General features: G+C 70.8%; 26 protein-coding genes and 1 pseudogene. 10 read left to right on the plus strand and 17 right to left on the minus strand.

Features of this window, described 5'->3' with window-relative positions; genetic code table 11:
- Window positions 1-22 precede the first annotated feature (22 nt).
- From MKW14_RS35265 to MKW14_RS35295, 7 genes are all read right to left on the minus strand, one after another.
- Window positions 23-928 carry an NAD-dependent protein deacetylase gene (locus MKW14_RS35265; protein ID WP_240870038.1) on the minus strand — a complete coding sequence of 302 codons (906 nt, stop codon included), beginning with the start codon at window positions 926-928 and terminating at the stop codon, window positions 23-25.
- A gap of 91 nt (window positions 929-1,019) precedes the next feature.
- Window positions 1,020-1,241, minus strand: coding sequence for a helix-turn-helix domain-containing protein (locus tag MKW14_RS35270; RefSeq protein ID WP_240870040.1), 222 nt, complete (start codon window positions 1,239-1,241; stop codon window positions 1,020-1,022).
- Window positions 1,241-1,732: a DUF2975 domain-containing protein gene (locus MKW14_RS35275; protein WP_240870154.1), complete on the minus strand. Its 492-nt coding sequence runs from the start codon at window positions 1,730-1,732 to the stop codon at window positions 1,241-1,243. Before MKW14_RS35275 ends, MKW14_RS35270 begins: the two co-directional genes overlap by 1 nt.
- A gap of 32 nt (window positions 1,733-1,764) precedes the next feature.
- Complete coding sequence (locus MKW14_RS35280) at window positions 1,765-1,953, minus strand: hypothetical protein (RefSeq protein ID WP_240870041.1); 189 nt, start codon at window positions 1,951-1,953, stop codon at window positions 1,765-1,767.
- Between the two features lie 142 nt (window positions 1,954-2,095).
- A complete protein-coding gene (locus MKW14_RS35285) occupies window positions 2,096-2,842 on the minus strand; it encodes a phosphotransferase family protein (protein ID WP_240870042.1) in 747 nt (248 codons plus the stop codon).
- Between the two features lie 45 nt (window positions 2,843-2,887).
- Entirely contained in the window at window positions 2,888-3,913 is a 1,026-nt protein-coding gene (denD, locus tag MKW14_RS35290; RefSeq protein WP_240870043.1) for a D-erythronate dehydrogenase, read from the minus strand.
- A 163-nt stretch (window positions 3,914-4,076) separates the two neighbouring features.
- The gene (locus tag MKW14_RS35295; RefSeq protein ID WP_240870044.1) at window positions 4,077-4,670 is read right to left on the minus strand and encodes a TetR/AcrR family transcriptional regulator; all 594 of its coding nucleotides are present in this window, start codon (window positions 4,668-4,670) and stop codon (window positions 4,077-4,079) included.
- Between the two features lie 89 nt (window positions 4,671-4,759).
- Between MKW14_RS35295 and MKW14_RS35300 the strand changes: the two genes are divergently transcribed.
- Together MKW14_RS35300 and MKW14_RS35305 are read left to right on the plus strand one after the other, a co-directional pair.
- Complete coding sequence (locus MKW14_RS35300; RefSeq protein WP_240870045.1) at window positions 4,760-5,188, plus strand: nuclear transport factor 2 family protein; 429 nt, start codon at window positions 4,760-4,762, stop codon at window positions 5,186-5,188.
- Window positions 5,185-6,057: an NmrA family NAD(P)-binding protein gene (locus MKW14_RS35305; protein WP_240870047.1), complete on the plus strand. Its 873-nt coding sequence runs from the start codon at window positions 5,185-5,187 to the stop codon at window positions 6,055-6,057. The genes MKW14_RS35300 and MKW14_RS35305 overlap by 4 nt, the downstream gene beginning before the upstream one ends.
- 12 nt (window positions 6,058-6,069) lie before the next feature.
- On the opposite strand, the gene MKW14_RS35310 is transcribed toward MKW14_RS35305, so the two are convergent.
- From MKW14_RS35310 to MKW14_RS35320, 3 genes are all read right to left on the minus strand, one after another.
- Complete coding sequence (locus MKW14_RS35310) at window positions 6,070-6,405, minus strand: hypothetical protein (protein WP_240870049.1); 336 nt, start codon at window positions 6,403-6,405, stop codon at window positions 6,070-6,072.
- Window positions 6,402-6,893, minus strand: coding sequence for a hypothetical protein (locus MKW14_RS35315; protein ID WP_240870050.1), 492 nt, complete (start codon window positions 6,891-6,893; stop codon window positions 6,402-6,404). Before MKW14_RS35315 ends, MKW14_RS35310 begins: the two co-directional genes overlap by 4 nt.
- Before the next feature lie 153 nt (window positions 6,894-7,046).
- Window positions 7,047-7,856 carry an SDR family NAD(P)-dependent oxidoreductase gene (locus tag MKW14_RS35320; RefSeq protein WP_240870052.1) on the minus strand — a complete coding sequence of 270 codons (810 nt, stop codon included), beginning with the start codon at window positions 7,854-7,856 and terminating at the stop codon, window positions 7,047-7,049.
- Window positions 7,857-7,919: 63 nt separating this feature from the next.
- Here MKW14_RS35320 and MKW14_RS35325 point away from each other — a divergent pair, with 63 nt between their 5' ends.
- Entirely contained in the window at window positions 7,920-8,708 is a 789-nt protein-coding gene (locus tag MKW14_RS35325) for a helix-turn-helix domain-containing protein (RefSeq protein WP_240870054.1), read from the plus strand.
- Between the two features lie 87 nt (window positions 8,709-8,795).
- Here MKW14_RS35325 and MKW14_RS35330 read toward each other — a convergent pair whose 3' ends face one another.
- Both MKW14_RS35330 and MKW14_RS35335 read right to left on the minus strand, forming a co-directional pair.
- Window positions 8,796-10,715 carry an N-acetylmuramoyl-L-alanine amidase gene (locus tag MKW14_RS35330; protein WP_240870056.1) on the minus strand — a complete coding sequence of 640 codons (1,920 nt, stop codon included), beginning with the start codon at window positions 10,713-10,715 and terminating at the stop codon, window positions 8,796-8,798.
- Between the two features lie 234 nt (window positions 10,716-10,949).
- Window positions 10,950-11,489, minus strand: coding sequence for a cysteine hydrolase family protein (locus MKW14_RS35335; RefSeq protein WP_240870058.1), 540 nt, complete (start codon window positions 11,487-11,489; stop codon window positions 10,950-10,952).
- Window positions 11,490-11,656: 167 nt separating this feature from the next.
- Between MKW14_RS35335 and MKW14_RS35340 the strand changes: the two genes are divergently transcribed.
- Complete coding sequence (locus tag MKW14_RS35340) at window positions 11,657-12,511, plus strand: DMT family transporter (protein ID WP_240870060.1); 855 nt, start codon at window positions 11,657-11,659, stop codon at window positions 12,509-12,511.
- A 146-nt stretch (window positions 12,512-12,657) separates the two neighbouring features.
- Window positions 12,658-14,187, plus strand: a complete 1,530-nt coding sequence (locus tag MKW14_RS35345) for an MFS transporter (RefSeq protein ID WP_374116643.1) — start codon at window positions 12,658-12,660, stop codon at window positions 14,185-14,187.
- Window positions 14,188-14,215: 28 nt separating this feature from the next.
- Here MKW14_RS35345 and MKW14_RS35350 read toward each other — a convergent pair.
- The 3 genes and pseudogenes from MKW14_RS35350 to MKW14_RS35360 all read right to left on the minus strand — a co-directional run bounded on the left by MKW14_RS35350 (window position 14,216) and on the right by MKW14_RS35360 (window position 17,630).
- Window positions 14,216-14,640 (minus strand): annotated as a pseudogene (locus MKW14_RS35350) (DUF6003 family protein).
- A gap of 102 nt (window positions 14,641-14,742) precedes the next feature.
- Window positions 14,743-14,949: a hypothetical protein gene (locus MKW14_RS35355; RefSeq protein ID WP_240870062.1), complete on the minus strand. Its 207-nt coding sequence runs from the start codon at window positions 14,947-14,949 to the stop codon at window positions 14,743-14,745.
- 347 nt (window positions 14,950-15,296) lie between these two features.
- Window positions 15,297-17,630: a glycosyl hydrolase family 95 catalytic domain-containing protein gene (locus tag MKW14_RS35360; RefSeq protein ID WP_240870064.1), complete on the minus strand. Its 2,334-nt coding sequence runs from the start codon at window positions 17,628-17,630 to the stop codon at window positions 15,297-15,299.
- Between the two features lie 219 nt (window positions 17,631-17,849).
- Here MKW14_RS35360 and MKW14_RS35365 point away from each other — a divergent pair, with 219 nt between their 5' ends.
- Entirely contained in the window at window positions 17,850-18,716 is an 867-nt protein-coding gene (locus MKW14_RS35365; protein ID WP_240870066.1) for an SCO6745 family protein, read from the plus strand.
- 236 nt (window positions 18,717-18,952) lie between these two features.
- Here the strand turns inward: MKW14_RS35365 and msrA are convergent, their stop codons facing one another.
- On the minus strand, window positions 18,953-19,465 hold the full coding sequence (gene msrA / locus MKW14_RS35370) for a peptide-methionine (S)-S-oxide reductase MsrA (protein ID WP_240870068.1): 513 nt from the start codon (window positions 19,463-19,465) through the stop codon (window positions 18,953-18,955).
- A 183-nt stretch (window positions 19,466-19,648) separates the two neighbouring features.
- Here msrA and MKW14_RS35375 point away from each other — a divergent pair, with 183 nt between their 5' ends.
- Window positions 19,649-20,005: a PRC-barrel domain-containing protein gene (locus tag MKW14_RS35375; protein WP_240870158.1), complete on the plus strand. Its 357-nt coding sequence runs from the start codon at window positions 19,649-19,651 to the stop codon at window positions 20,003-20,005.
- Between the two features lie 25 nt (window positions 20,006-20,030).
- Window positions 20,031-20,204, plus strand: coding sequence for a hypothetical protein (locus MKW14_RS35380; protein WP_240870070.1), 174 nt, complete (start codon window positions 20,031-20,033; stop codon window positions 20,202-20,204).
- A gap of 465 nt (window positions 20,205-20,669) precedes the next feature.
- Here MKW14_RS35380 and MKW14_RS41400 read toward each other — a convergent pair whose 3' ends face one another.
- The gene (locus MKW14_RS41400) at window positions 20,670-21,626 is read right to left on the minus strand and encodes a helix-turn-helix transcriptional regulator (RefSeq protein ID WP_240870072.1); all 957 of its coding nucleotides are present in this window, start codon (window positions 21,624-21,626) and stop codon (window positions 20,670-20,672) included.
- Window positions 21,627-21,873: 247 nt separating this feature from the next.
- On the opposite strand from MKW14_RS41400, the gene MKW14_RS35390 reads away from it, so the two are divergent.
- Together MKW14_RS35390 and MKW14_RS35395 are read left to right on the plus strand one after the other, a co-directional pair.
- A complete protein-coding gene (locus MKW14_RS35390) occupies window positions 21,874-22,302 on the plus strand; it encodes an ANTAR domain-containing protein (RefSeq protein WP_240870073.1) in 429 nt (142 codons plus the stop codon).
- Window positions 22,303-22,401: 99 nt separating this feature from the next.
- Entirely contained in the window at window positions 22,402-23,292 is an 891-nt protein-coding gene (locus MKW14_RS35395) for an SDR family oxidoreductase (RefSeq protein WP_240870075.1), read from the plus strand.
- Window positions 23,293-23,447 lie beyond the last annotated feature (155 nt).

Raw genomic sequence — 23,447 nt, forward strand, 5'->3', positions numbered from 1 at the left:
CGGCCCCGGCTGGTGGAGCACGTCAGATCGAAGGCGCCGCCAGGCCGTCGTCGGAAAGACCCAGCTGACCGGTCACCGTGGCAAGGGCCCGCCCCAGCGGGAGCTCGACTCGCGCGACGGCGTACCGGTCACCGCGCGTCACGTCCCGGTTGATGATCAGCACCGGTTTCCCCGCCTCCGCGGCCTGACGCACGAACCGGAACCCCGACATCACCGTCAGCGAGGAACCCAGGACGAGCAGGGTGTCCGCGGCGCTGACCAGCTCCCGGCACTGCTCGACCCGCTGCCGCGCCACGGCCTCGCCGAAGAACACCACGTCCGGTTTGAGGATGCCGTCGCAGCGCACACAGGGCACCACGCGGAAATCGCCGACCTGGTCGTCGCTCAGGTCGGCGTCACCGTCCGGGTTGATGCCCGCTGCCACCGGAGCGAAGTCCGGATTGGCCTCGGCCAGCCGAGCGGCCAGTTCGCGTCGGGGGCTGAGGGCGCCACAGCCCAGGCACACCACCCGCTCCAGGCTCCCGTGGAGTTCCACCACACCCTCGCTTCCGGCGGCCTGGTGCAGCCCGTCCACGTTCTGGGTGATCACTCCCGACAGCAGCCCCCGCCGCCCGAACTCGGCGACCGCACGGTGCCCAGCGTTGGGACGGGCCCGTCCGAAGGCACGCCAGCCGAGGTGACTGCGCGCCCAGTACCGGCGCCGCGCCTGGGCGCTCCCGGTGAAGTCCTGGTAGAGCATCGGAGTGTGCCGGCTCAGGCTCCCGCCCTCCCCGCGGTAGTCGGGGATGCCGGACTCCGTGGACATGCCCGCACCACTGAGCACCAGCACGCCGCCGGCTCGTAGGGCGTCGACGACCGGCCGCAGATCCGTCGTACCGGGCGGCAGGTCCTCGGAGGGAGTCCAACTCAGGGTGGGGCGCATGCGCATAGCGCCAGGGTACGGAAGCGGGGCCGGCGATCCGCGGCCGCCGAGCACACCTGGTGCCGTCCCGCACCGCCTCGCTGGAACGAGCGGCGGTTCATTCGCCGGCCATGTCCTCGGCCTCCCAGCGCAACAGGTCGCCCGGCTGGCACTCGAGCACTTCGCAGAGCGCGGCCAGCGTGGTGAAGCGCACGGCCCTGGCCCGGCCGTTCTTCAGGACCGCCAGATTGGCGGGTGAGATGCCCACGCGCTCCGCGAGCTCGCCCACGGACATCTTGCGCTTGGCCAGCATCACGTCGATGTCGACGGCGATCGGCATCAGATCACCTCGTCCAACTCGGCCTGCATCTGCGCCGCTTCGATGTCGCGCGCGACGGCCTGGGCGAGCAGCATCCGCAGCACGAGCACGATGAGCGCGACGCCGAGGATGGCGACGCCGATGCCGGCCATGATGAGGGTGACGCCCGGGTCGTCGCGCTGTCCGGGTGCGTTGATGGCCGTGACGGTGAACCACAGGACGGCGATTGCCACGATCGCGCCGATCACGCCGTCCACGTACCGGAAGGCGGCATGGGAGAACACGGTGCCGCGACGCACCATCGCCACCAACCGCCCGACGCAGACGACGGCGACCTGGACCGCCACCATGCCCACGATCGTGACGACGCGAAACGAGGTCAGCGGGAGCGAGCCGTCTTCCGGATCGCTCCCGCTCACCAACACCCACACCATCAGTGCCTGGATGAACAGCGTCCCGACGAACACCATCACGAGCACGGCACGCAACGCGGCCACTGTCAGCTTTCCCACGACCTGTCCTTCCATCGAATCACGATGGGAATCTATCGAGTATCGATAGATCGAGCAAGGGTGGGAAGCAGGGCAGCGGTGCCGGCGCCTGCGGCGGATGCCAGCGCGAGGCCCAGGACCGCCGGGTTGAGAAAGCCGGGGACCGTGGCGGCGGCGTAGCTACCACCGCGGGTCTCGCAGACGAACTGCAGCGGCACGTAACTGACGGTGTAGTCGACCACGTGCAGGGACCGCTCCCAGTGGCCCGGCGTCCGGCAGGGCCGGAGCGGAGAGGCCTCACTGGCGAGATCGGCGTGGCTGTGACGCGGGCCATATCTTCTGCCACAACAGCGTCACAGCAGTACCGGCCGGCCCCGGACGACCTCACATGTGGGATCTCAGCACGTCGACCTCGCACCCGGGCGCGAACGCGTCGAAACCATGCTGGAGAAGCCATCGGACGGCAAGCAGGCTTCGCAACGACCACCACGCGTGGATCACGTCGCGGTCGACGTCGGTGCCGTAGCCGGCGATGAGGTCGTCCAGGTGCTCCTCGTGTCCGAGCGTGAAGGTGGCCAGGTCGTACAAGGCATCACCCCGGCCCGCCTCGGACCAGTCGATGATGCCCGTGACCTCGTCGCCGTCGACGAAGAGGTGCGCGATCTGCAGGTCGCCGTGGGTGAACGCCGGCGTCCACGGCCGCAGCGCGGCCTCGGCCACCCGGCGGTTGCGGGAGACCAGGTCCGCGGGCAGGACGCCGTTCGTCACGAGCCACTCGCACTCGTCGTCCAACTCCGCCACCAGCGTGGTGACGCTCCGGCCGGCCCTGCCGAGCCTCGGCGGCAGTGGCGCGTCGTGCAACTTCCGGATGGCGGCGCCGGCCGAGGCCCATGCCGTCGGCGACCCGGTCGACGGCCCGCCGAGGCGTCCGAGCGTCGTCCCTGTCAGCGCGGCGAGCGCGAGCGCGGGCGGCTTGCGCCACAGGACCCGCGGAGTTGGCACCGGCGCGAGGGACATCGCCTCGACCTCGGCGTCGATGCGCGCCTGATCGGCGTCCACCTTCACAAACACATCGCCGACGCGCAGGGTCGCGCGCTCGGAATGGGCGACGACGACCTCGACCTCATCCATGAGGGACCAGTATCCGGGGGCTGATCGGCGCCGTCGCCGGATTTATCACGTGCGATGACGGGACTGCCACGTCACGGCGTCCCGGTGATCTTCGACGTACTCCCTGACCACACTGAGGAAGCTGGGATCAGGCTGCAGTCCCAGTGCGGCAGCGCGCTCGGAGTCGAAGACGGCCGGCCACGAGCCGACGATGGCTTCGACGGCGGGATCGGGTGCCAGGCTCACCAGGTCCGCCACGTCCCCTCCGGCCACCTCGCGCAGCGCGGCCAGGATCTCGGCCACGGAGACGGTCAGCGCGGGCAGATTGACGGGCAGCACACGGTTCAGGCGGCCCGGGCCGGTGCCGCGTTCGGCCTCGGCGATATGCGTCAGCGCCTGGATGGTGCGGCGCGGGGAGGCAACCGCCACGCGCAGGGACGGGTCGACCGGGCAGACCGTCGGCCGGGCGGCGAGTGGCTCGCGGATGAGGGCGGAGATGAAGCCCGAGGCGGCGGCGTTGGGGGCGCCCGGGCGGACCGCCACCGTCATCAGCCGGGCGACCCGGCCGTCGAGCAGGCCACGGCGGGTCATGTCCGTGATCAGGTGCTCGCACATCAGTTTCTGTGTGCCGTAGCTGGACTGCGGCAGCGGGAGCGTGGTTTCGCTGACCACCGCGGGCAGTGGCAGGTCGGGGCTGGAGCCGTAGACGGCGATGCTGCTGGCGAACACCAGTCGCACCACCGGGCCGCCCGCCGCCGCCTGCGCCCGGGCCGCGTCGAGAACGGCCCGCGTGGCGTCCACGTTGGCGTGCAGGCCCAGCTCGAAGTCCGCCTCGCACGCCGCAGACACCGCGGCGGCGAGATGGAAGACCACATCCACCGGTTGGGCGAACAGTTCCGGACAGCACGCGGCCAGGTCGCCGCGGACCACCTCCACCAGCGGGTCGGCCACCAGCGCGCGGTCGGGCTGCGTCACCTGGTCGGCCAGCACCAGCCGGTCGATCGGAGCACCTCCCAACTGCCCCGTGCGCACGAGACGTTCAGCCAGCAGCCTTCCCAAGAAACCGGACCCACCCGTGACGACCACCCGCACCGGCCCCGCCTCCCTCCGCACCAGATCTCGCGTCCACCCTGCCCCATCGGGGACCGGCTCAGACACCGCGGAAGGCCCCCACCCAGCGGGAAACGTGAACGGAACGTCGCGCACGAGTTCGGGCACCCGGTCGCTGCGCCGGGAAATCCGGGCCCACGGCGACTCAGCCGATCTGTCCGCCTGCATCCAGGAGTCGGGCGGTGTAGGCCGCGAGGTGAGCTCGGAGTTGTTGGCGGGGCATCTGCTGTTGGCCCGCGAGGTGTTCGACGAGGTCGGCGCGGGTGGCGGCAAGCAGGGCGTGGGCGGTGAAGGCGGCGTCGGGGAGGCCGGGGATCTCTTCCAGTGCGGCCTGCAGGGTGTGGTGCCACCAGTCGTACTGTTCCGCCTGGTAGGGCCCTCCGCTTCCGGCTTCCTCCAGGGCCAGGGCGAGATGGCGGTTGTCGAGCTTGAAGCACAGGATGGCGTCCAGCAGGGCCGGGACGCGCTGCCGCGCGGGGGTGGCCGGGCCCAAGGGCGACGGCCCCTCCTCCACGGCCTCCATGACCGGTCGGAGCCGCGCCGCGTACAGCGCCTGGATCAATCCGGTGCGGTCTCCGAAGGCCCTGAACAGGGTCGCCTTGCCGACCCCGGCTTCCGCTGCCACATCGGCCATGGTGACGGCCTCGACGCTCTCGCCGCGGGCGAAGAGGCTGTCCGCGGCCGCCAGGACGGCCGCCCGGTTACGGGCTGCGTCCTTACGTGGTCTGCGCTCGGGCATACGGCTCCTCCATTTGCAAAAACGGACCCCGGGTCCGTATCGTCGAATCGAAACGGACCTCGGGTCCGTATCGTACGGGAGGAGTACTCATGCCCATGAACACCGCACCGGCGGACCTCTATCGCCACGGCCTGGCCCTGTTGTTGAAGAAGGACATCCCCGCCTGGATCGATCTCTGGGACGACAACGGCGTCTTCGAGTTCCCCTTCGCGCCCGACGGCTGGCCCCAGCGGCTGGAGGGCAAGGCCGCGATCGCCGACTACATGCGCGACTATCCCGACCACATCGATCTCCACGACTTCCCCCACGTGCACATCTACCAGACCACGGCCGAGCAGACCATCGTGGTCGATATGCGCGCCGTCGGCCGCCTGGTCACGAGCGACAGCGCCTACGACATGACGTACATCGCCGTTGTGACCGTCGAGAACGGCCGTATCACCCACTACCGCGACTACTGGAATCCCCTCGTTCTCGTCCAGGACCCGACGACCGACTTCACGGGGAGCAACCGATGACCACTCTCCCAGCGATCCTGGTCATCGGAGCCACCGGCACCACCGGCAGCCGGGTCGTCTCCCAACTCCTCGCAGCCGGCCACCCGGTGAAGGCTGCCAGCCGGCGCACCGGTCGGCGTCAGGACGCGGCTGAGTCCGTCGTCTTCGACTGGAACGACCCGGCGACCTTCGACCAGGCCCTCGATGGCGTGGACCGGGTCTACGTCATCCCACCGCTTGGCTCCCGGGAACCGGCCGCCGTCATGCTGCCCTTCCTGCGGCTGGGCCGTGCGGCCGGGGTGCGTCGGACGGTGCTGCTCAGCTCTTCGGCCATCCCCTGCGGCGGTCCGGCCACCGGACAGGTGCACCAGGCGCTTCCCGACCTCTTCGACGAATGGGCGGTGCTACGGCCGTCGTGGTTCATGCAGAACTTCACCGGCGACCACCTCCACGCGCGGAGCATCAGCGAGCACGGGACCCTTCTGACCGCCACCGGTGACGGCCGTGTCGGCTTCGTGGACGCCGACGACATCGCCGCGGTCGCCGTGCACGCCCTGACGGCCGCCCAGGCCCCCAACACCGACCTGGTCATCACCGGTCCGCAGGCGCTGAGTTACGGCGACATCGCCGCCGTTGTGACCGAGGTCACCGGTACAAGCGTCACCCATCGACAGCTCAGCTACGAGCAGATGCGCGACCGACTGGCCACGGACATGCCCCCGGATTTCGCGGCCATGCTCGCCGGAATGGACCGCGCCATCGCCGAGGGCAGCGAAGATCGCACCACTGACGCCGTCCTGCGCCTCACCGGCCGCCCGCCGCGCAGCTTCCGCGCGTTCACGGAAAGGGAACTGGGGAGGATGCAGGGGGTCCGCCAGAGCTTCCCGTAGGAACAGAGTCGGTCAGGGCTGTTCGGCGTACCAGGTCCAGTCGTCGGGCAGGGTGGGCAGGTGCCTGTTGCGGTCCGAAAGGACCATGGCGTCCCGGTCGTCGAGGTTCGCGTCGAGCACTCGGTGGGCGGCCCGGCGCCACCGCTCGAAGGTCTCCGGTGACGCGGTCGCGAGCCGGTGGACGTCGGTCACCCGCAGCCGACCGCCCACACCCGCCGGGCGCACCCGGCGCAGCCCGTCATCCGACAGCAGGTCCAACGCCGGGCGCAGCGGTACCTGGTCGCAGCGGGGCAGTTCCTGTTCGGCACAGGCCGCGTAGAGAGCCAGGGCCACGAGTACGACGGTCATGTGCGCGTCGAGGGCGTTGCCGCCCGCAGGCGGGTACAGCCACTCGTAGACGTCTCCCAGACGCACAGCCGTCGTGCCCAGTGGAGGCAGTCGGTCAGCGGTGCGATGCCGGTCGTGGTCACCACCCGGCCCTCCCAGCGCAGTTGACGCTCGGGGGCGTCGGGCGGGGGCGGGTACAGAGTTCGGTCCTCGGTGATCCGCGGCAGCATGTCGATCTTGACCGCCGCGCCGGGAAACCGACCCTCGGCGCCCTGCGCCCCCAGGTGGAGCAGTTGGCGTACTCCGCAGGCGGCGACCTCGGGGTCGGTCCATTCGTGGCCCTCGGCGCACTCCAGGTGGGCCTCGCGCCCACGGGCGACCAGGGTCAGGCCCGTCGTACGGCCGCAGCGGGGGCAGTACAGCGGCTCCTCCAGTACGTCGTCGATGAGATCCCCGTATTTGGCCACGACGATCTCCCCGCCGACCACCACGCGGACCAGTCCTTGCACGTCACGTCCCTTCGAGCGGACCGATGGACCACGTCCTACCCGGGCGGTGCGCGAATATCCGCCCCGCGCTGTCGGCAACCCTGGGAGGAATGGGCCGACCGGGCACGTCTGCTCCTGTTTCCGTGTCTCGGTGGTGCAAAGGACGCTTCCTGGTCAGGCCCTGGCAGCGAGGGGGCGCCAGGTGTTCCAGGTCTCGAGGCGTTGGCGGTAGGCGGCCTCGACGACGGGATAGGGGTAGGTGCCCAGGAACAGGCGCAGGGGCGGTTCGTCGGTGTCGACCAGTTCGAGGATGACGCCGGCGGTGGCCCGGGGGTCCTGGGGTGCGCGGGCGGCGGCGCCGGCGCGGCGGGCCTCGCGGACGGGTCCGTAGGCGGGGAGGGGGTGGGTGTGCACCGCGGACGTACCGGACCAGTCGGTTCCGTAGGGGCCGGGTTCGACGATGGTGACGCGGATGCCGAGGGGTCCGACCTCCTGCGCGAGCGCCTCGCTCATTCCTTCCAGGGCCCACTTGGACGCGTTGTACAGCCCCAGGGTGGGGAAGGCGGCGAGGCCGCCGAGGCTGGACACCTGCACGAGGTGACCGCGGCCCTGGGCGCGCAGGAAGGGCAGTGCCGCCTGGGTCACCCACAGCGGGCCCAGCAGGTTGGTGTCGAGCTGGGCGCGGGCCTGCTCCTCGGTGGTCTCCTCGACCATGCCGAACAGGCCGTAGCCCGCGTTGTTGACGACCACGTCCAGGCGGCCGAAGGCGTCCGCGGCCCGCTGGACGGCGCCGGCGGCGGCTTCTCGGTCGGTGACGTCCAGCCGCAGTGGGAGGACGCGCTCGCCGTAGGTGTCGACGAGGGATCGCAGGGACTCGGGGCGACGCGCCGTGGCGGCGACGCTGTCGCCGCGGGCCAGGGCGGCCTCGGCCCAGATCCGGCCGAAGCCGCGGGACGCGCCGGTGATGAACCATGTCTTGCTCATGCCTCCACCGTGCGAGATGCGGCGGGCCGCAGCCAGCACCCCGGGAGGGTTACCTTCGAGAGCATGGTGAGCGACAACGTCCTGGGAGAGTTCCTCAAGGCGCGTCGGGGACGGGTCCCGCCCTCGCACGCCGGCCTGGCCCTTCCCGGCCGGCGGCGGGTCGCGGGGCTGCGGCGGCAGGAGCTGGCACGGCTGGCCGGTATCAGCGAGCCGTATCTGACGCGGCTGGAGCAGGGCGTCGACCGGCATCCGTCGCCGCAGGTGCTGCGGGCGCTCGCGCGGGCGCTGGAGCTGGACGCCGACGCGACGGCGTACCTGCTCTCCCTCGCCGACGCGCCGGATGCGGAAAGGCCGGTGGAGAGCGAGGTTTCGGCGGACGTGCACCAGCTGCTGGAGGCGTGGGCGGGCAGTCCGGCGTACGTGCGCAACCGGCGCTTCGACGTGCTGGCCGCCAACAAGCCGGCCCGCGCTCTCGGCCCGATGTACGAGCCCGGGCACAATCTGGCCCGCGACATGTTCCTCGAGCCCGCGGTGCGTCAACTGCTCCCGGACTGGCCGGAGATCGCCGCCCAGACCGCCGCGGCCCTGCGCGCCGAGGCCGACCCGCGCGATCCCACAACCGCCCGTCTGGTCGCCGAGCTGGAGGCGGACGAGGACTTCCGCCGGCTGTGGGCGCGTCACGACGCACGGCCCTCGCGCGACGAGCTCAAGCGGTTCGTGCATCCCGTCGTCGGTGATCTCGCCCTGCGACGCCAGGCGCTCACGGTCGGCGGCGCCGAGCACCAAGTGATCATCGCCTATCAGGCGGCGCCCGGCAGTCCGTCCGAAGCGGCCCTCGCCCGGCTCGTCTGACGCACGCGCCGCAAGCCGCGTACGCCCGGTGCCCAGGAGGCGGGATCCTCCTGGGCACCGGGGTCGTGCAGCGTGCTCAGCCGCGCGTCACGAGTCCGTGGCCGTGACGTCCCCCGCGTACACGAGGGCGACGCGGTGGTTGTACTGGATGGTGTACATCGCCTTGGCGCCGGTGACGACCCGTCCGCTGGAGGGGAAGTAGTCGTCGGTGAGGGACGGTGCGGTGGTCGCCACATAGGCCTGGCCGGTGGGCACGGTGTACATGCTCAGCGGGGCCTGTGTGGAGGGCGACAGACCCGAGGGGTACTCGGAGGCGTCGGGGTAGCTGGAGCCGTACACCGCCACCGGGGAGGTGCCGGCCGCCGTGATCACCTTCACGCCGTGGGCCGGCGCGGTGTTGCAGCCGTGCGGGTTGTGGAACCACACCTTCGCGCCGCTGTACCAGATGGCGGTCCAGTCGCCGTCCTGGTCGGCGACGACGAACTGCTGTCCGGCCACGGCCGTGCTGCCCCAGTCGTTGATGCGGTCGGTGCCGGCCGCGCCGGGGTGGATGGCCTGGTCGCCGAAGAGCGGGGCGGTGTCGCTGGGCTCGGTGCGCAGGTAGACGAAGTTCGCCTTCTGCTGCGTCTCGGTGCAGGCGGTGGTGGCGCCGGTCGGGTCGTCGGAGGGGCAGATCTGGACGGTCTGCACGTTGGTGTCGAAGCGCGGGGCGATGGTGACGACCGAGCCGACGGGGCCGACGCCGTGGCGCCGGGTGTGCACGCCGAGCAGGTTCATGAAGTGGTTCCAGTCCCAGCCCGGCCCCGGGTCCCAGTGCATGCCGGAGACGAGGGAGGACTTGGGGCCGGCGACGTTGTCGTGGCCGATGACGTGCTCGCGGTCCAGCGGTATGCCGAAGCGGTCGGCGAGGTACTTCACCAGGTCGGCCGTGGCCTCGTACTGCGCCTCGGTGTACCAGGTCGCGCCGTGGGCGGCGTAGCCCTCGTGCTCGATGCCGATGGAGTGCATGTTGGTGGAGTAGTTGCCCGCGTGGAAGGCGAGGTCCTTGGTGGGGACCATCTGCGTGACCGCGCCGTCGGAGGAGCGCATCACGTAGTGCGCCGCGGCGCCGCCCGCCTGCTCGAAGGTGGTGATGGCGGCGTCGTAGGAGCTCTCGGTGTCGTGGATGACGATGGTGTCGATCCGGATGCCGTTGGCGGGGCGGTTGGAGACCTGGCCGTTGGACGGCGACGCGGGGACGAAGGTGCAGGCGACGGTGGTGGGGCACTCGGTGGTCGTGTCCGCCGCGGCCTTCAGGTGCAGCGACGCCAACTGGCCGGTGGCCGGGCGCACTTCGGTGTCGGCGGTCAGTGAGACGCGGGTCCCGTCGGTCGTGGTGCGGTGGGCGCCTCTCTTCATGGTGGCGAAGACGCGGTCGGCGAAGGCCTCGGCGCCCTGGCGGCGGGTGGACTGGCTGTAACGGGCCACGGCCGCGTACCACTTGCCGGGGTCCGCGGAGGTGGAGCCGGTCGCGGCCTTCTGGTACGAGGCGAGCAGGGCCGCGCCGCCGCGGATGTTGGCGGACGGGTCGGTGCGCAGCTTCCGCGCCGGCAGTCCGGTCAGCTTCGCGGCGGCCTGAACGGTGTGCAGGGCCGGGTCGGCGGCCAGCTTGGTCAGATCGCCTCGGCCCGCCGCGCCCGCGTCGCCGCCGGCCATCATGGCCGGGGTGACGTCGGTCAGGTGCATCGGCCCGAAGCCGCCGTCCGTGCTGTGCTGCCCGGGGTGGGTCTCCCAGGCGGACTCCTGGTACGCCACCGCGAGCAGCACCTGGCGCGGGACGTGATACGCGTCGGCGGCGTCCTTGAAGTCCTGCTGCAGACCGGTCGCCGCGGGCGCGGCCCCACTGGTGGCCAGTGCCGTCATCGGCACCGCCATGCCGCCCCCGACGGCGAGCGCCGCGAACGCGGCCAAGAGGCTGACGCGGCGGCGCTTCGAGGCGTTTCCGCGCCTGGTACTGCTTGTGGTCATGAAGGTCCCCCCGGACCTGAGAGAGTTCGAAGTGGCCGAGCGGACAAGACGAATGACGGCGCGTCAGGTGGTCGACCGGCTACGAGCACGCACACGACTCCGCGAACTCCGAGCCGCTGTCCGTCGGCTTCTGCGAAGGGGATGATCCACCTCAGGGGGAACCCGCGTCAACCTCGGTCCGGAGAAGGGCAGTTCACGGGAAGATACTCAACGGGGAAAGTGAACGGACCGTGCTCAGCCGCGCCACAGATCGTCGCCGTCACGCACCTGGGCGCCCATGTTGCGTTCCATCATGCGCAGTGCGGCCTGGGCGAGGTCGGCGTGGATGTGGGCCACCGCGTCCTGGGGAACGGTCACGTCGAAGTGGCGGATGTGGGCGTCCAGCGCCGAGTAGAGGATGCACTGTTCGGTGACCTGACCGCACAACACCAGGTGGTCGATGCCCTGTTGGGAGAGCAGGTAGTTCAACGGCGTCTCGAAGAAGACCGAGTGGCGTGCCTTGACGACGAAGAGGGAGCGGTCGTCGGGCACGAGCGGTTCCACGAGTGCCGCGTGCGGACCGGACAGGGCCTTGTCGAGGAGTTCGCCGTGGTGCGAGCGCCATTCACCGAAGTTGTCGTTGACGTAGATGACCGGTACGTCGTTGTCGCGGGCTCGCTCCAGCAGGGCGGCCACCCGTGGTACGACCTCCGTGACCGAGGGCAGCAGCAGTTCGGCGTCGGCGTGATCATAGGTGTTGATCATGTCGATGACGATCAGTGCGGTCGTGCCCATACCCACCAGAGTTCCCCACTGGCGGCGACCATGCAGACTTCCGGAAGATCCCGTATGCCCGGGCTCCGGCCGCCTCGTAGGCTGAGGGCTGCTCGGGGCCCGCGGGGGAAACTCGGGGCCTGCGGGGCAACCGGACAGAGTCCTGTACCTTCCAGCCGAGGCGCCGCATGATCGAGTTCGCCGCTGTCTTCGCCGTCGCGGGCGCCGCGAGCAATGCCATGGGCACCGCCTTCCAGCGCAAGGCCGCCTCCACCGCCGACAAGCGGGGACTGCGCCTGCTGGGGGAACTGGTGCGCCGGCCCGCCTGGGTGATCGGCATGGCCGGTGTGATCGGCGCCGCGCTCTTCCAGAGTCTGGCCCTGGTCAACGGCCCGCTGGCCCTGGTCCAGCCGCTGTTCATCCTGGAGCTGCCCTTCGCTCTCATGATCGCCGCGCCGCTGATGCACCGACGGCTGCCGGCCTGGGGCTGGTGGGGAGTGAGCGCCGTGGTGGCGGGCCTGGCGCTGGTCCTCGTCTCGGCCGCCCCGCACGGGGCCACCCACCAGGCTTCACCGGCGCGCTGGATCCTCGGTCTCGGCCCCTGCCTGGGCGCGGTGGCCGCCGCCGTCCTGCTGTCCGGCCAAGGCCGCCCGGCGGTGGTGCGGGCCGCTCTTCTGGGGGCCGCCGCCGCGATCGCCAACGCCGTCACGGCCGCCCTGCTCAAATCGGCGACGGGCACCTTCGCCGACCACGGCTTCACGGCCTTCCTCACCTCCTGGCAGACCTACGGCTTCGCCCTGGCCGGAGTCATGGCGGTGCTCCTGCTGGAGAACGCCCTGCAGGTCGGCCCGCTGGCCGCGTCCCAGCCGGCGCTGACCATCGGCGACGCGGCGGTGAGCCTCGCGCTGGGGGTCGTGCTGTTCGACGAGGAGATCCGCACGGGCTGGTGGCTGGCGCCGGCCGCGCTCGGCGCCCTGCTGATCGTCACGGGCGTGATGGTGCTGAGCCGCGCGGTGCAGGGGATCGTCGTACTGGAACAGTGAACCCGCAGGCCGAGACCGTATCGGATGCGGCATCGGGACCGTGGGCGCATCCTGGTCGGGTGATCGGTAGAAACACCGAACGCGCTGGGAGCAGGGCTGCTCACGCCGCTCCCGCGCCCTCCCAGTCACTGGCTCTCGCCGCCATGATGTTCGCGGTGGCGATGACCTTCATCGACCAGACGATCGTGTCCATCGCGGCACCCGACATCGTCTACGAGCTGCACCTGAGCGCGTCGGGGATGCGGTGGGTGGTCAACGCCTATCTGCTGGCCCTGGCCGCCTTCTTCGCCCTCGGCGGACGCCTCGCCGACCTGTTCGGCCCCCGCCGTGTCGTGGTCATCGGCACCCTGGTCTTCGTCGTCTCCTCGGTCCTGTGCGGCTGCGTCCCCAAGGGCGACTCCGCGCTGACCTGGCTGATCGTCTTCCGGGCCACGCAAGGGCTGGGCGCCGCGCTGCTCTTTCCCGCGGCGCTGGCGGTGGTCGTGGCGGTCTTCCCCGTCCAGCGCAGGGGCCGGGCCCTCGCTCTGTTCTTCGGGCTGACCGGCGCCCTCACCGCGCTGGGCCCGCTGCTCGGCGGCTGGCTGACGTCCTGGACCTGGCGCGCGATCTTCTGGGTCAACGTACCGGTCGCCGTCGTCGCCCTGATCCTGACCGCCCTCGCCCGTATCTCCGACCGCCGCCGCGACGAGACACTGGACGTCGTCGGCGCCGTACTGGTCGCGGCCGGCATGGGTCTGAGCGTGCTCGGCTTCCAGCAGGCCTCCGCGTGGGGCTGGGACAGCGCCGCGACCTGGGGGTGCGTCATCGGCGGTCTGGCCGTACTGGGCGTGTTCTGCCGCTACGAGCTGGGGACCCGTCATCCGCTGATCAACCTGGCGGTCTTCCGCGACCGCGCCTTCACGGTCGACTCGCTGGTGCTGTTCTTCGCGATGCTGGCGTTCGTCCCGCTGTTCTTCTTCGCCTCCGTCTACGCCCAGGTCTCCCTCAGCGCCTCCCCCGACCAGGCCGCCCTGTTCCTGCTCTACTTCTTCGCCGGGTTCGCGATCGCCTCCCAGTGGGGCGGCCGCATCCTCGACAAGCAGGGAGCACGACCGGCCATGAAGATCGGGTGCGTGGTCGGCGCCGTGGGCTTCGCCCTGTGGGCGGGCAAACTCACCGACCTGTCCATGCACGACCAGTGGCCCTACGCCGCCCTCGCGGGCGCCGGCATCGGCTTCATCCTCGCCCCCGCCTCGACGGACGCCGTCAACCGCTCCATCGACGCCACCTACGGCGAGGTCACCGGCATCACCCAGACCGTTCGCAACTACGCCGCCAGCATCGGTCTGGCCGTGTTCGGAACCGTGCTGAACCATGCCATGACCGACAACGTGGTGCGGAGCCTCACCGCCCGTGGCCTGTCCTCGACCGCCGCGCACTCCGTGGCGCAGGACACCGCGGAGGCGATCGCCGGCAACGGGGACACGCGGCAGCCCACCGGTTCGGGTACGGCGGCGACGATGACGCGGGATGCGATGTCGACGATCCGCATGGACTTCGCCGAGGCCAACCAGTGGGTCTTCTACGGCATGGCCATCGCCCTGGGCATCGGCTTCTTCTGCGCGCTGCGCCACCCCGGAGGCACCGCCCGGGCCGAGACGGAGCAGCAGACCACGGCGACGCCGGTCCACCGCTGATCCGGGTACGGCCGGGGCGGGCGGGTAGTCAGCCGCGCGCCGCATGCGTGACCGTCGCGGGGTCCACTCCGGTCAGTTCGACGATGCGGTGCGGCGGGACGCCGGCGGCGAGGGCGCGTCCGATGAGGTTGTCGCGGCCGTCGGAGCAGTCGCGGTAGGCGAGCAGCTCCTCCTCGACCCGCGCGAGCGGCTCGGATGTCAAGTAGTGGCGGACGCGGCTCAGTTCCTCGTCGCTGAGCGGGACGGGCAGCCGCTCGGCCCCCCTCGGGAATGGCCCCGGTCTCCTCCGGCGGCAGCAGTCGCAGATGCGGAGATGGGCGTGCTCTTCTGCGCGTCCAGCCACGCGCGTACGGCGGGCGTCTCCATGCAGGCGAGGTCGCCGACGGCGGCAGGGGGCACCCCGAGCGGCGCGGAGACGTCGCCGAGCAGGAACAGGTAGGCGTCATCAGTCATCGTCGGCTCCTTCTCAACGGGGGCTGATCGGCGTCCCATTACCCCGCCGCGCCCGGATTACCGCGGCCTCACCGTGTCGAGCGCACCGGGGGTGTCGAAGCCTCATGCCGCGTCCGGCGCACGCCGTGCCGACTCCGGTGCGGGCATGTCACGAGCCTTCTGCAGCCCGCCGGGGATCAGCTTCAGATGCCGCCGCGCATGCGCGTGCCGTGGGGGGCCGGGCGCCGCGGTCAGCCAGTCCTCGACACGGTCCATCAAGAGCAGCAGCCCACCGAGCAGGGGAACCACCAGCACCGCCACGACGATCACAACGCCACCCTCCATCGGCTCCGGTGAACCCCGGGTGCCCGGCATGGAGCGGCAGATCCGTCGGCGCGGTGTGAAGGTGCGGTGAAGTTGGGGCGAGCGTCGACTGTTGTGATCGTCTGCCAGGATGCGGCCATGCCCACCCCGGTTGTTGAGTCCCTCGGGAACCTTCGCCGTGGTCAGCGACGATGAAGCCGAGGAGTTCGGGCTGGGGCGTCGGGTGAAGTTGCCGCGGCGAGCATGAGGGAGCGGCGGCTACTCGGCCGCCTGACCGTCAGCTGCGTCGAACTCACCGGTCCGCGATCACCTCACCGCACCCGCCGCTGCCGAAGGGACCGAGGGGCGGGTGCCTACGCGGGCAGCCCCCAGCGCGGTGCGTCCTGATTCGGTGGAACGGGAGTGATGGTCAGATCGGGGTGGTCGCCGCGGGCGATGATGAGCGCGGTCTCGCCCTTGCGCAGCGCGATCCTGATCGCGCCGTCACCGGCTTGCGTGTACCGGAGCGGGCGACCCCGTTCGTCGCGCACCTCGACCGGTCCGTCGATGCCGTGTCGTACGACGCAGGAGGCGCCGGCTTCGCTGTGCACCCGGACCCAGCGCGTGGTCCCGGACTGGCGGCGGGCGCTGAGCAGGAAGGCGCCCTGGGTGCGGAAGTCGTGCACGACCAGGTCCGCCCAGGCGGCGGGCAGCGCGGGGAAGACCCGGATGGTGCCGCCCCAGGACTGGCAGATCATGTCGTGCAGGGACTGGGCCGCCGACAGGGGAGTCTCGATCACCGGGCCCGACTCCTGGTACATGGTGTTGGGCTGGATGAAGCGGGTCATGAGTTGGTCGAGGTAGTGCAGGGCGTCGTCGCCCTTGCCCAGCAGCGCCGACATCGAGGCCGCGCCCGTGAAGGTGTAGCCCTGCAGGGCGCCTTCGAACCCGACCCAGTGGGCCAGTGACCTCTCGATGAGGGCGCGTTCGTCGGGGGTGCGGCCGGTCACCTCGTAGAGGGGGTAGACCGCGAGCAGATGCGAGTAGTGGCGGTGCGACTTCGCGAACGGGATGTCCGCGCCGATCATGAAGCCGTTGGCGTCCGTGGGGTACGGCACGCGTTTGGCCAGCACTTCCCGCCAACGGGGCACCAAGGGGTCGTCGAGACCGAGGAGTTCGGCCGATTCGACGAGGGTGCGGCAGCCCCAGGTCAGCAGCATCAGGTCGTAGTTGCAGTCCCGGGAGTCGCCGCCGTACTCCGGAGAGAAGGTGGCGGGCAGGTGGAGTCTGCCGTCGGGGCCGGGCTCGAGGAAGTGCAGGTAGTAATTGACGGCCTTGCGGAGGAGAGGGAAGAGGACGTCGCGCAGGATGGCGGTGTCCATGGTGTGGCGGTAGCTGAGCCACACGTTGTGCAACGCCCAGGTCAGATCGCCGACTTCGGGGGTGGGCGGGTCCTGACCCGGGATGCCGACGCCGTAGCCCATGAGCGGGCTGGCCGCGCCGTTGACCAGGTGAGGATCGGTGGTGCGGGGGATGCCGAGCGAGTCGCTCCGGTACGGCTGCGCCACCTCGGCGGCGAGGTTGTCCCGGTACTCGCTCAACGCCCGTGTGATGGCGTCGAGTTCAAGGTGGTTGGAGCCATGGATGAGCCAGTACTCGAGCTGGGCGTTGAGGTTCCACCAGGTGTTGGGCCACGGGGTCGGCTCCAGCCACGGGCCGCTGGTGGCCATCACGGGGGCGTCGCGGCGGGCGGCGGAGGCGGTCTTGTACAGCTGGATCCAGTAGAAGCGCTGCATGCGGGCATCGGGCAGGGACAGGAAGCTCTTGCGGTAATAGGCGTGCCACCAGGCCCGGTGGGTGAGTGCGAGAGCGTCGTAGGGAAGGTGGGCGGTGGTGCGGATCGACCTGAGCGCCCGGTTCAGGGCCGTGGTCTGCGGATAGGAGTGCGCGACGTGCACGTACAGCGTGCGCCTTCGGCCGGTGGAGCGCTGGCGCCATGCGGTGACGTGCTGGCCGCCCGACAACAGCGGCTGGACGGCGGCGCTGACTCCGTCGTGGTCGGCGACCTGGGCGGGAGGGTTGCCTCGGTAGCCGTCCGGGAGGGGTTTGAAGGCGGCTCGTGGGCTGATCGCGTCGGCGGGATGGAAGACCCAGCGGAAGTCGCGCTCGCCCTCGCTCGGTGTCACTTCCACCACCAGGACCGAGCGGTCGTTGTGGACCAGGGCACGCAGCGCCAACGTGCCCTTCTCGGTGGTCAGTGTGCCGGTCAACTCGGCGTCGTGCAGCGACAGCCGCCAGTCGATGCCGGTGATCGCTCCCACCGGTTCCAGGGTGAAGTAGCCGATGGGCAGTCGGGCCAGGCCGAAGAGGGAACCGAACTCGGGACGATGGTCCTGGACTTCGGAGTGCTGGACGTTGAAGCGCACGGCCGTCGTGGTGGCGCCCGGCTCGGCGTAGATGCCGGAGCCGAGGAAGCCGTTGCCGAGGAACGGGCCTTCGTACCAGGCCGTCGGCATCCGCTGCCACACCATGTCCGCGTCGTCGAGAACGGAGCGCCAGGGGTCGGAGGTGTGTGCGGGATTCCTGGCGGACGCCGTCGCCTCGTTCTCGTCGGCCGATGCCTGGGGGGCGGCCAGTCCCGCCGTCAGAAGCGCGCCGCTCAGGGCTGATCCGGTGGCGAGGACGGAGCGTCTGGACGGATCGGACACGGAGCGATGGGACACGACGCCTCCAGACGGCTCTGTGATTCATCGGATCTATCTCGCGATGGAACATAGGGTTGCGACTGGGGAGTGTCAACAGAGCGGAAGAGGCCCGACGTATCGAAGGGGCCGCAGAGCTTGTTATGACCACCGTCATAACCCATGCTTGGTGCCGGCAGCCCACTGGACGACGCGTGTCCGGATCGACCGGCAGGAGGGTGCGGCATGGGGACGAGAGCGGCACGGGCGATGTGGGAACGGCTTGAACCGGTCCACGATCTCGTCTACTTCGCACCCGAAGCCCGCCGGGCCGCCGTCGAGCTCGGGATGCGCGGATTCTGGATGGGCTACTTCGCCCTGCGTGCGGCTCCGCTCGGCGCCGCACCCGCCTCGGTCGTCACCGCGTGCTTCTACGTCTTCCATCCCGAGCGCGTGGCACGGGCGCTCCCGGACGCCTGGCGGTACGCCGCCCCACCGGATGTCCTGGCGGCGCGTGAACACGCCGTGGGGGCGGCCATGACGCGCATGTTCGGCCCCGATGTCATCACCTCGGAGGGCCTGGCCGAGGCCGCGGACCTGGCATGGAACGCCGCGGAAGCCGCCGACACCGCCGGACGGCCGCTGGCCGCCGCCAACCAGGCCCTCGACCGCCCCCAGCTGCCGCACACCCGTCTCTGGCAGGCCCTGACCACCTTGCGCGAGCACCGCGGTGACGGACACGTCGCCACGCTCGTCGGCCATCGCCTCTCCCCCGTCGCGGCCATGGCCCTGAAGGCCGCGAGCGGGGATTCCGACGCCGCGCTGCTGCGTGAGGGCCGCAAGTGGGATCTGGCGGACTGGGCCGCGGCCGAGGCGGACCTGCGGAAGCGGGGCTGGCTGACGGAGGACGGGGCGCTGACCGCGGAAGGCACGGCGGCCCATGACGCCGTCGAGGAACAGACCGATTCCCTCGCCGAACAGCCCTGGCAGGTCCTCGGCCGGGAAGCCACCGCACGTCTCGCCGAGTTGCTCACGCCGTTGGCCGCGGCGGTACGGACGTCGGGACTGCTGCCCTCCGGCAACCCCGTCGGGCTCACCGACACCACCGTATGAGTGTGGCGGGAGGCGAGCGCGGTAGTCGCGAGGAAGCACCACAGGAGTCGTAACAGGACCGTCGGACGTCCATGTGGTCGTCCCCGCCACTCCCCGGCCGGTACGCCCGCGGCGTACCACCGCCGTGGATCTCTTCGGCGGTCGGTGAACATGCGTGGACTGGCCACAGCGGGTGCGCGTCCCGCTGGTGGCCAGTCCGTCGCACGGGGCCTTTCCGACGACCGGGGCGGAGGGGCTCAGCCCTCGGTGCGGGCGGGCAGGCGCCAGCCCGGGCGGGGGAAGTGGCAGGTGTAGCCGTCGGGGTAGCGCTCCAGGTAGTCCTGGTGCTCGGGCTCGGCTTCCCAGAAGGGGCCGACCGGCTCGACCTCGGTGACGACCTTGCCCGGCCACAGACCGGAGGCGTCCACGTCGGCGATGGTGTCCTCGGCGATGCGCTTCTGCTCGTCGTCGACGTAGTAGATCGCGGAGCGGTAGCTCAGGCCGATGTCGTTGCCCTGGCGGTTCTTGGTGCTCGGGTCGTGGATCTGGAAGAAGAACTCCAGGAGGGTGCGGTAGTCGGTCTTCTCGGGGTCGTAGAGGATCTCGATGGCCTCCGCGTGGGTGCCGTGGTTGCGGTACGTCGCGTTCGGCACGTCTCCCCCGGTGTATCCGACCCGGGTCGCGGTCACGCCCGGGAGCCGGCGGATCAGGTCCTGCATGCCCCAGAAGCATCCGCCCGCCAGCACGGCCCGCTGCGTCTGTGCCGCCATGTCGGCTCCTCCCATCGTCTGTCGCCTCGGTCAGGCTCATCGCCCATGCCGTCGGCGTCCCGTCCTTGTGCGTACAACAGCGCACGGAGGGCGTGAACAATTCCTCGCACGGCCTCATCCGGAGCGGTCCCGCGCGGACATCAATGCCACGATCGGGGGTACCCCCAGCATCGGAGGCTGATGATGTTCGAGGCAGGCGACATCCGCGAATGGCGCGGACACGATGTGGTCGACCCCAGTGGCCACAAGATCGGCACCCTGGAAGCGGTCTACGTGGACACCGGCACCGACCTACCCTTCTTCGCGACGGTCACCGTGGGTCTGCCCACCCGTCGCCGCCTGGTGTTCGTTCCCCTGTCCGGCGCGACCGTCGGTCCCGGGTACCTCAGGATCACCCATCCCAAGGACGTGGTGAAGAAGGCCCCCACCATCGACACCGACGGCGAACTGCCGGCCACCGACGAGCCGGACATCTTCGCGCACTACGAGCTCGACTACTCGACCGGGGCGGGCGGCGAACGCCGTCTCGCCCGCCGCTGACCCCCCGAAACCGCCGGGAGCGCCGATGAGTCTGTTCCTGCTCCTCATCCTCGTGGCCCTCGTTCTGGGCATCATCGGATTCGCCGCACACGGCCTCTTCTACCTGCTGATCATCGGCGCCGTCCTGCTCCTCGCCGACCTCGCGTACGCGGCCATGCGCTTCCGCCGCGGCGGACGCAGGCACCGCATCGCACGCTGACCCGGCATCGGAGAGGAGCTCTCCGGCGACGAGGCGCCGACCGCGCTGCGGCACCACGGCGGTGCGCGCCTGCTGATGGACTCCTTCGCCCGGTTCCACTACGCCGACGGAACGCGTCCTCGGTGACATCGTGCCCGGCGCCGGCGCCCAGGTGCTGCACGAGGCGTTCACGACGACGCGGCGCGGCGCGCACGGCGGTGTCTGGAGCAGCCTCGCACTGTGGCTGGGACTGGCCTTCGCTCTGCTGAACCTCGCCTCCGCGATTTCGTGGCCGGCAAGGCGGTCGGTGAGGCCGTCGCCGAGGTCCTGGGCGCGCGCCGGGTGCGAACGGCCGGTGGTGGGACGCGCTGGAGGTACCGGTGGGGCTGGCGCTCGCGTGGATCGCGTCGGCGGTGATCTTCCGATGGACACCCCGACCCAGGGCCCGGGCCCTGACCCCCGCCGGCCGTCACAGCCCGTCAGGCGTCACCCGTCCCGCAACGTCCGCTGCGGTGAGCGGCCGTAGGCCTGGCGGTACAGGCTCGCGAAGCGGCCGGCGTGGTGGAAGCCCCAGCGGGCGGCGACGTCGGTGACCGTGGCTCCGCGGGTGGGGTCGGCGTCGGTCAGGTCCTGGTGGGCGTGGGCGAGACGGATCCGGCGCAGGTGGGCGAGGGGGGTGGTGTCCAGATGGCGGCGGAAGGCGTACTGGAGCGCGCGGACGGTGACATGGGCGGCGGCGGCGATGTCGGCGACCGTGAGGGGCTCGTCCGCGTGGTCGTCCATGTAGGACAGCGCCCGGCGCAGGGCCACCGGGTGGGCGTCCAGGCGGTCGGAGGAGGTCGGCTCGGCGACGGCGGTGTTGGGGAAGGTGGCCAGCACGGTCGCCGCCAGGTGTTGTGCCGCCGTGGAGACGATCAGCGGATGCTCGCTGACCCCGGGGTCCGCCAGGACGTGGTCGCGCAGGTAGCTGATCGTGTGCGTGAGCCGCTGCCCGGCAGCCGGGGAGAACGGCCGGTGACCGGTCAGCCGTACCGGCGCACCACCGGACCCGCCGTCTGCGGCCACCTGCGACAACACGTCCGGGTCGAGCATCGTGATGTTGTAGCGGGCGCTGCAGATGCGTCCCGCGTACGGCAGCTCGGGCGGTGCGAAGGACACCACGTCACCGGGGCCGAAGGCGTCCTCGACGCCCTGGTAGCGGTGGTCCTGGATGGTGCCCTCGTGGACCAGGCAGAGGCAGATCCGCCCCAGCGGGGTGACCGCGTAGCTCATGTCGAAGTCGAGGTCGAGCTCGTCGACCGTGACGGGGCCGAGGGTGCTGCGGCTGATCCGGGCGCGGCTGCTGTCCTGGCTGCCGTTGCCGATGTGCATCTTGGCGTAGGCGCGGCTGAGGAACTCCTCGGTCCGGCCGAGGTCGTCGCTGTCGAAGGTGAGCGTCTGCACGTCAGCCTTCTCCCCTCACTGATGAAACGACCCGTCACCGCAGGTCAGACGGTCTTCGCGGGTGCCTGCAACCGAGTGTGCGCCGTCGGGAACAGGCGGGTTTCGTTTTCTGGCTACTGCCCCGGTGAGTCTTCGTTATACGGCTGGCACCCGTGATCAGTGCGACGGAGGGTGGAGCGGAGTGACTCGGTGCTGACGTCCGCCGCGGGTGCGGCTCTGTGAGCAGGGAACGGGAAGGCAGCCTCACATGGCCCCACCAGACGACGCGGTGGACAAGATCGCCGCGCTCCAGGAGGAGGTCGACCAGCTGCGGCAGGCGCTGGTGTCGCATGCCGCGGTCGACCAGGCGATCGGGGTGCTGATGGCCGCGGCGCGTCTGCGTTCTCAGGAGGGCTGGGAGGTGCTGCAGTTCGTCTCCCAGCACACCAACATCAAGCTCAGGGAGATCGCCCAGCACGTCCTGCGGTGGGCGGAGGACGGTGAGCTTCCCGACGCCGTCCGTACCACCCTCCACACCGCGGTGATCAGGACCCGGCGGCAGCGGCTCAGGTCCGCTTCCCGCTCCGATCAGGGCGGGAGGGCCGGACAGCAGCGTCGGCGATCGGCGTACGACTCGCGCATGGACGGCTCCGTGTGGTCCGGCGAGACCGCCGAGATCTGCGACTGGGGCGGGTAGCCGGCCCGGGCGGTCGTCGGCGGCAGGGCGGCTTTTCGGGGCCTGGGAACCGGGAACCCAGTGGCCTGTGCGTACCGCCCGGACGATCAGGAGGCCGGCATGAGTGACGAGCAGCGCGTGCAGCAGGACCCGACCACCCAGCATCCCCGGCCCGAGTTCCCCTCGCAGGACCAGCCGCATCCGGGCTGGACCGGGCCGATGGACCCGCCGCCCGACCACGGTGAGGAGTCCTATCGCGGCACCGGCCGCCTCTCGGGCCGTAGGACGGTGATCACGGGCGGGGACTCCGGTATCGGACGGGCTGTGGCCCTGGCCTTCGCGCGTGAGGGTGCGGACGTGCTGTTCACGCATCTGGAGGCGGAAGCGGACGACGCGCGGGAGACGGCGCGGCTGGTGGAGGACGCGGGCCGCAAGGCGGTCGCCGTGGCGTGCGACATCCGCGAGGAGGACAACTGCCGGGCGCTGGTCGACCGGGCCGTCGCGGAGTTCGGGCACATCGACGTCCTGGTGAACAACGCGGCCTTCCAGATGTCGCAGCCCGACGGCATCGAGGCCATCACCACCGAGCAGTTCGACCGCGTCATGCGGACGAACCTGTACGGGATGTTCTGGCTGACCAAGTTCGCCCTGCCACACATTCCGGGAGGCGGCAGCGTCATCAACTCCACGTCCGTGCAGGCGTACAAGCCCAGTCCGCATCTGCTGGACTACGCGATGACCAAGGGCGCGATCGTCACCTTCACTCAGGGGCTGGCCCAGATGGTCGCGGAGCGCGGCATCCGCGTCAACGCCGTCGCGCCCGGGCCGGTGTGGACGCCGTTGATCCCGGCCACGATGCCGGACCCGGCCAAGTTCGGCAAACAGGCCCCCATGGGCCGTCCCGCGCAGCCCGCCGAACTGGCCCCGGCGTACGTCTGTCTCGCCTCCCAGGAAGCGAGCTTCATCACCGCGGAGATCCTCAACGCGACCGGCGGCACGCCGCTGCCGTGACTCGCTTCGAGCGTGGTCTCCGACCTTCACGGCGGAGGCCCCGCCCGGCCGGCCGACCCTGCGGGCGGCCCCGGCCGCGACTTGGGGCTCGCCGCGGCCCGCGTCCTCGGCGCGGACTGCTGATGCCGGGCCTCCTGCACCGCGCGCCGCTCACC

The sequence above is a fragment of the Streptomyces gilvus genome (genome assembly GCF_022513565.1).
GTDB classification, from domain to species: domain Bacteria; phylum Actinomycetota; class Actinomycetes; order Streptomycetales; family Streptomycetaceae; genus Streptomyces; species Streptomyces gilvus.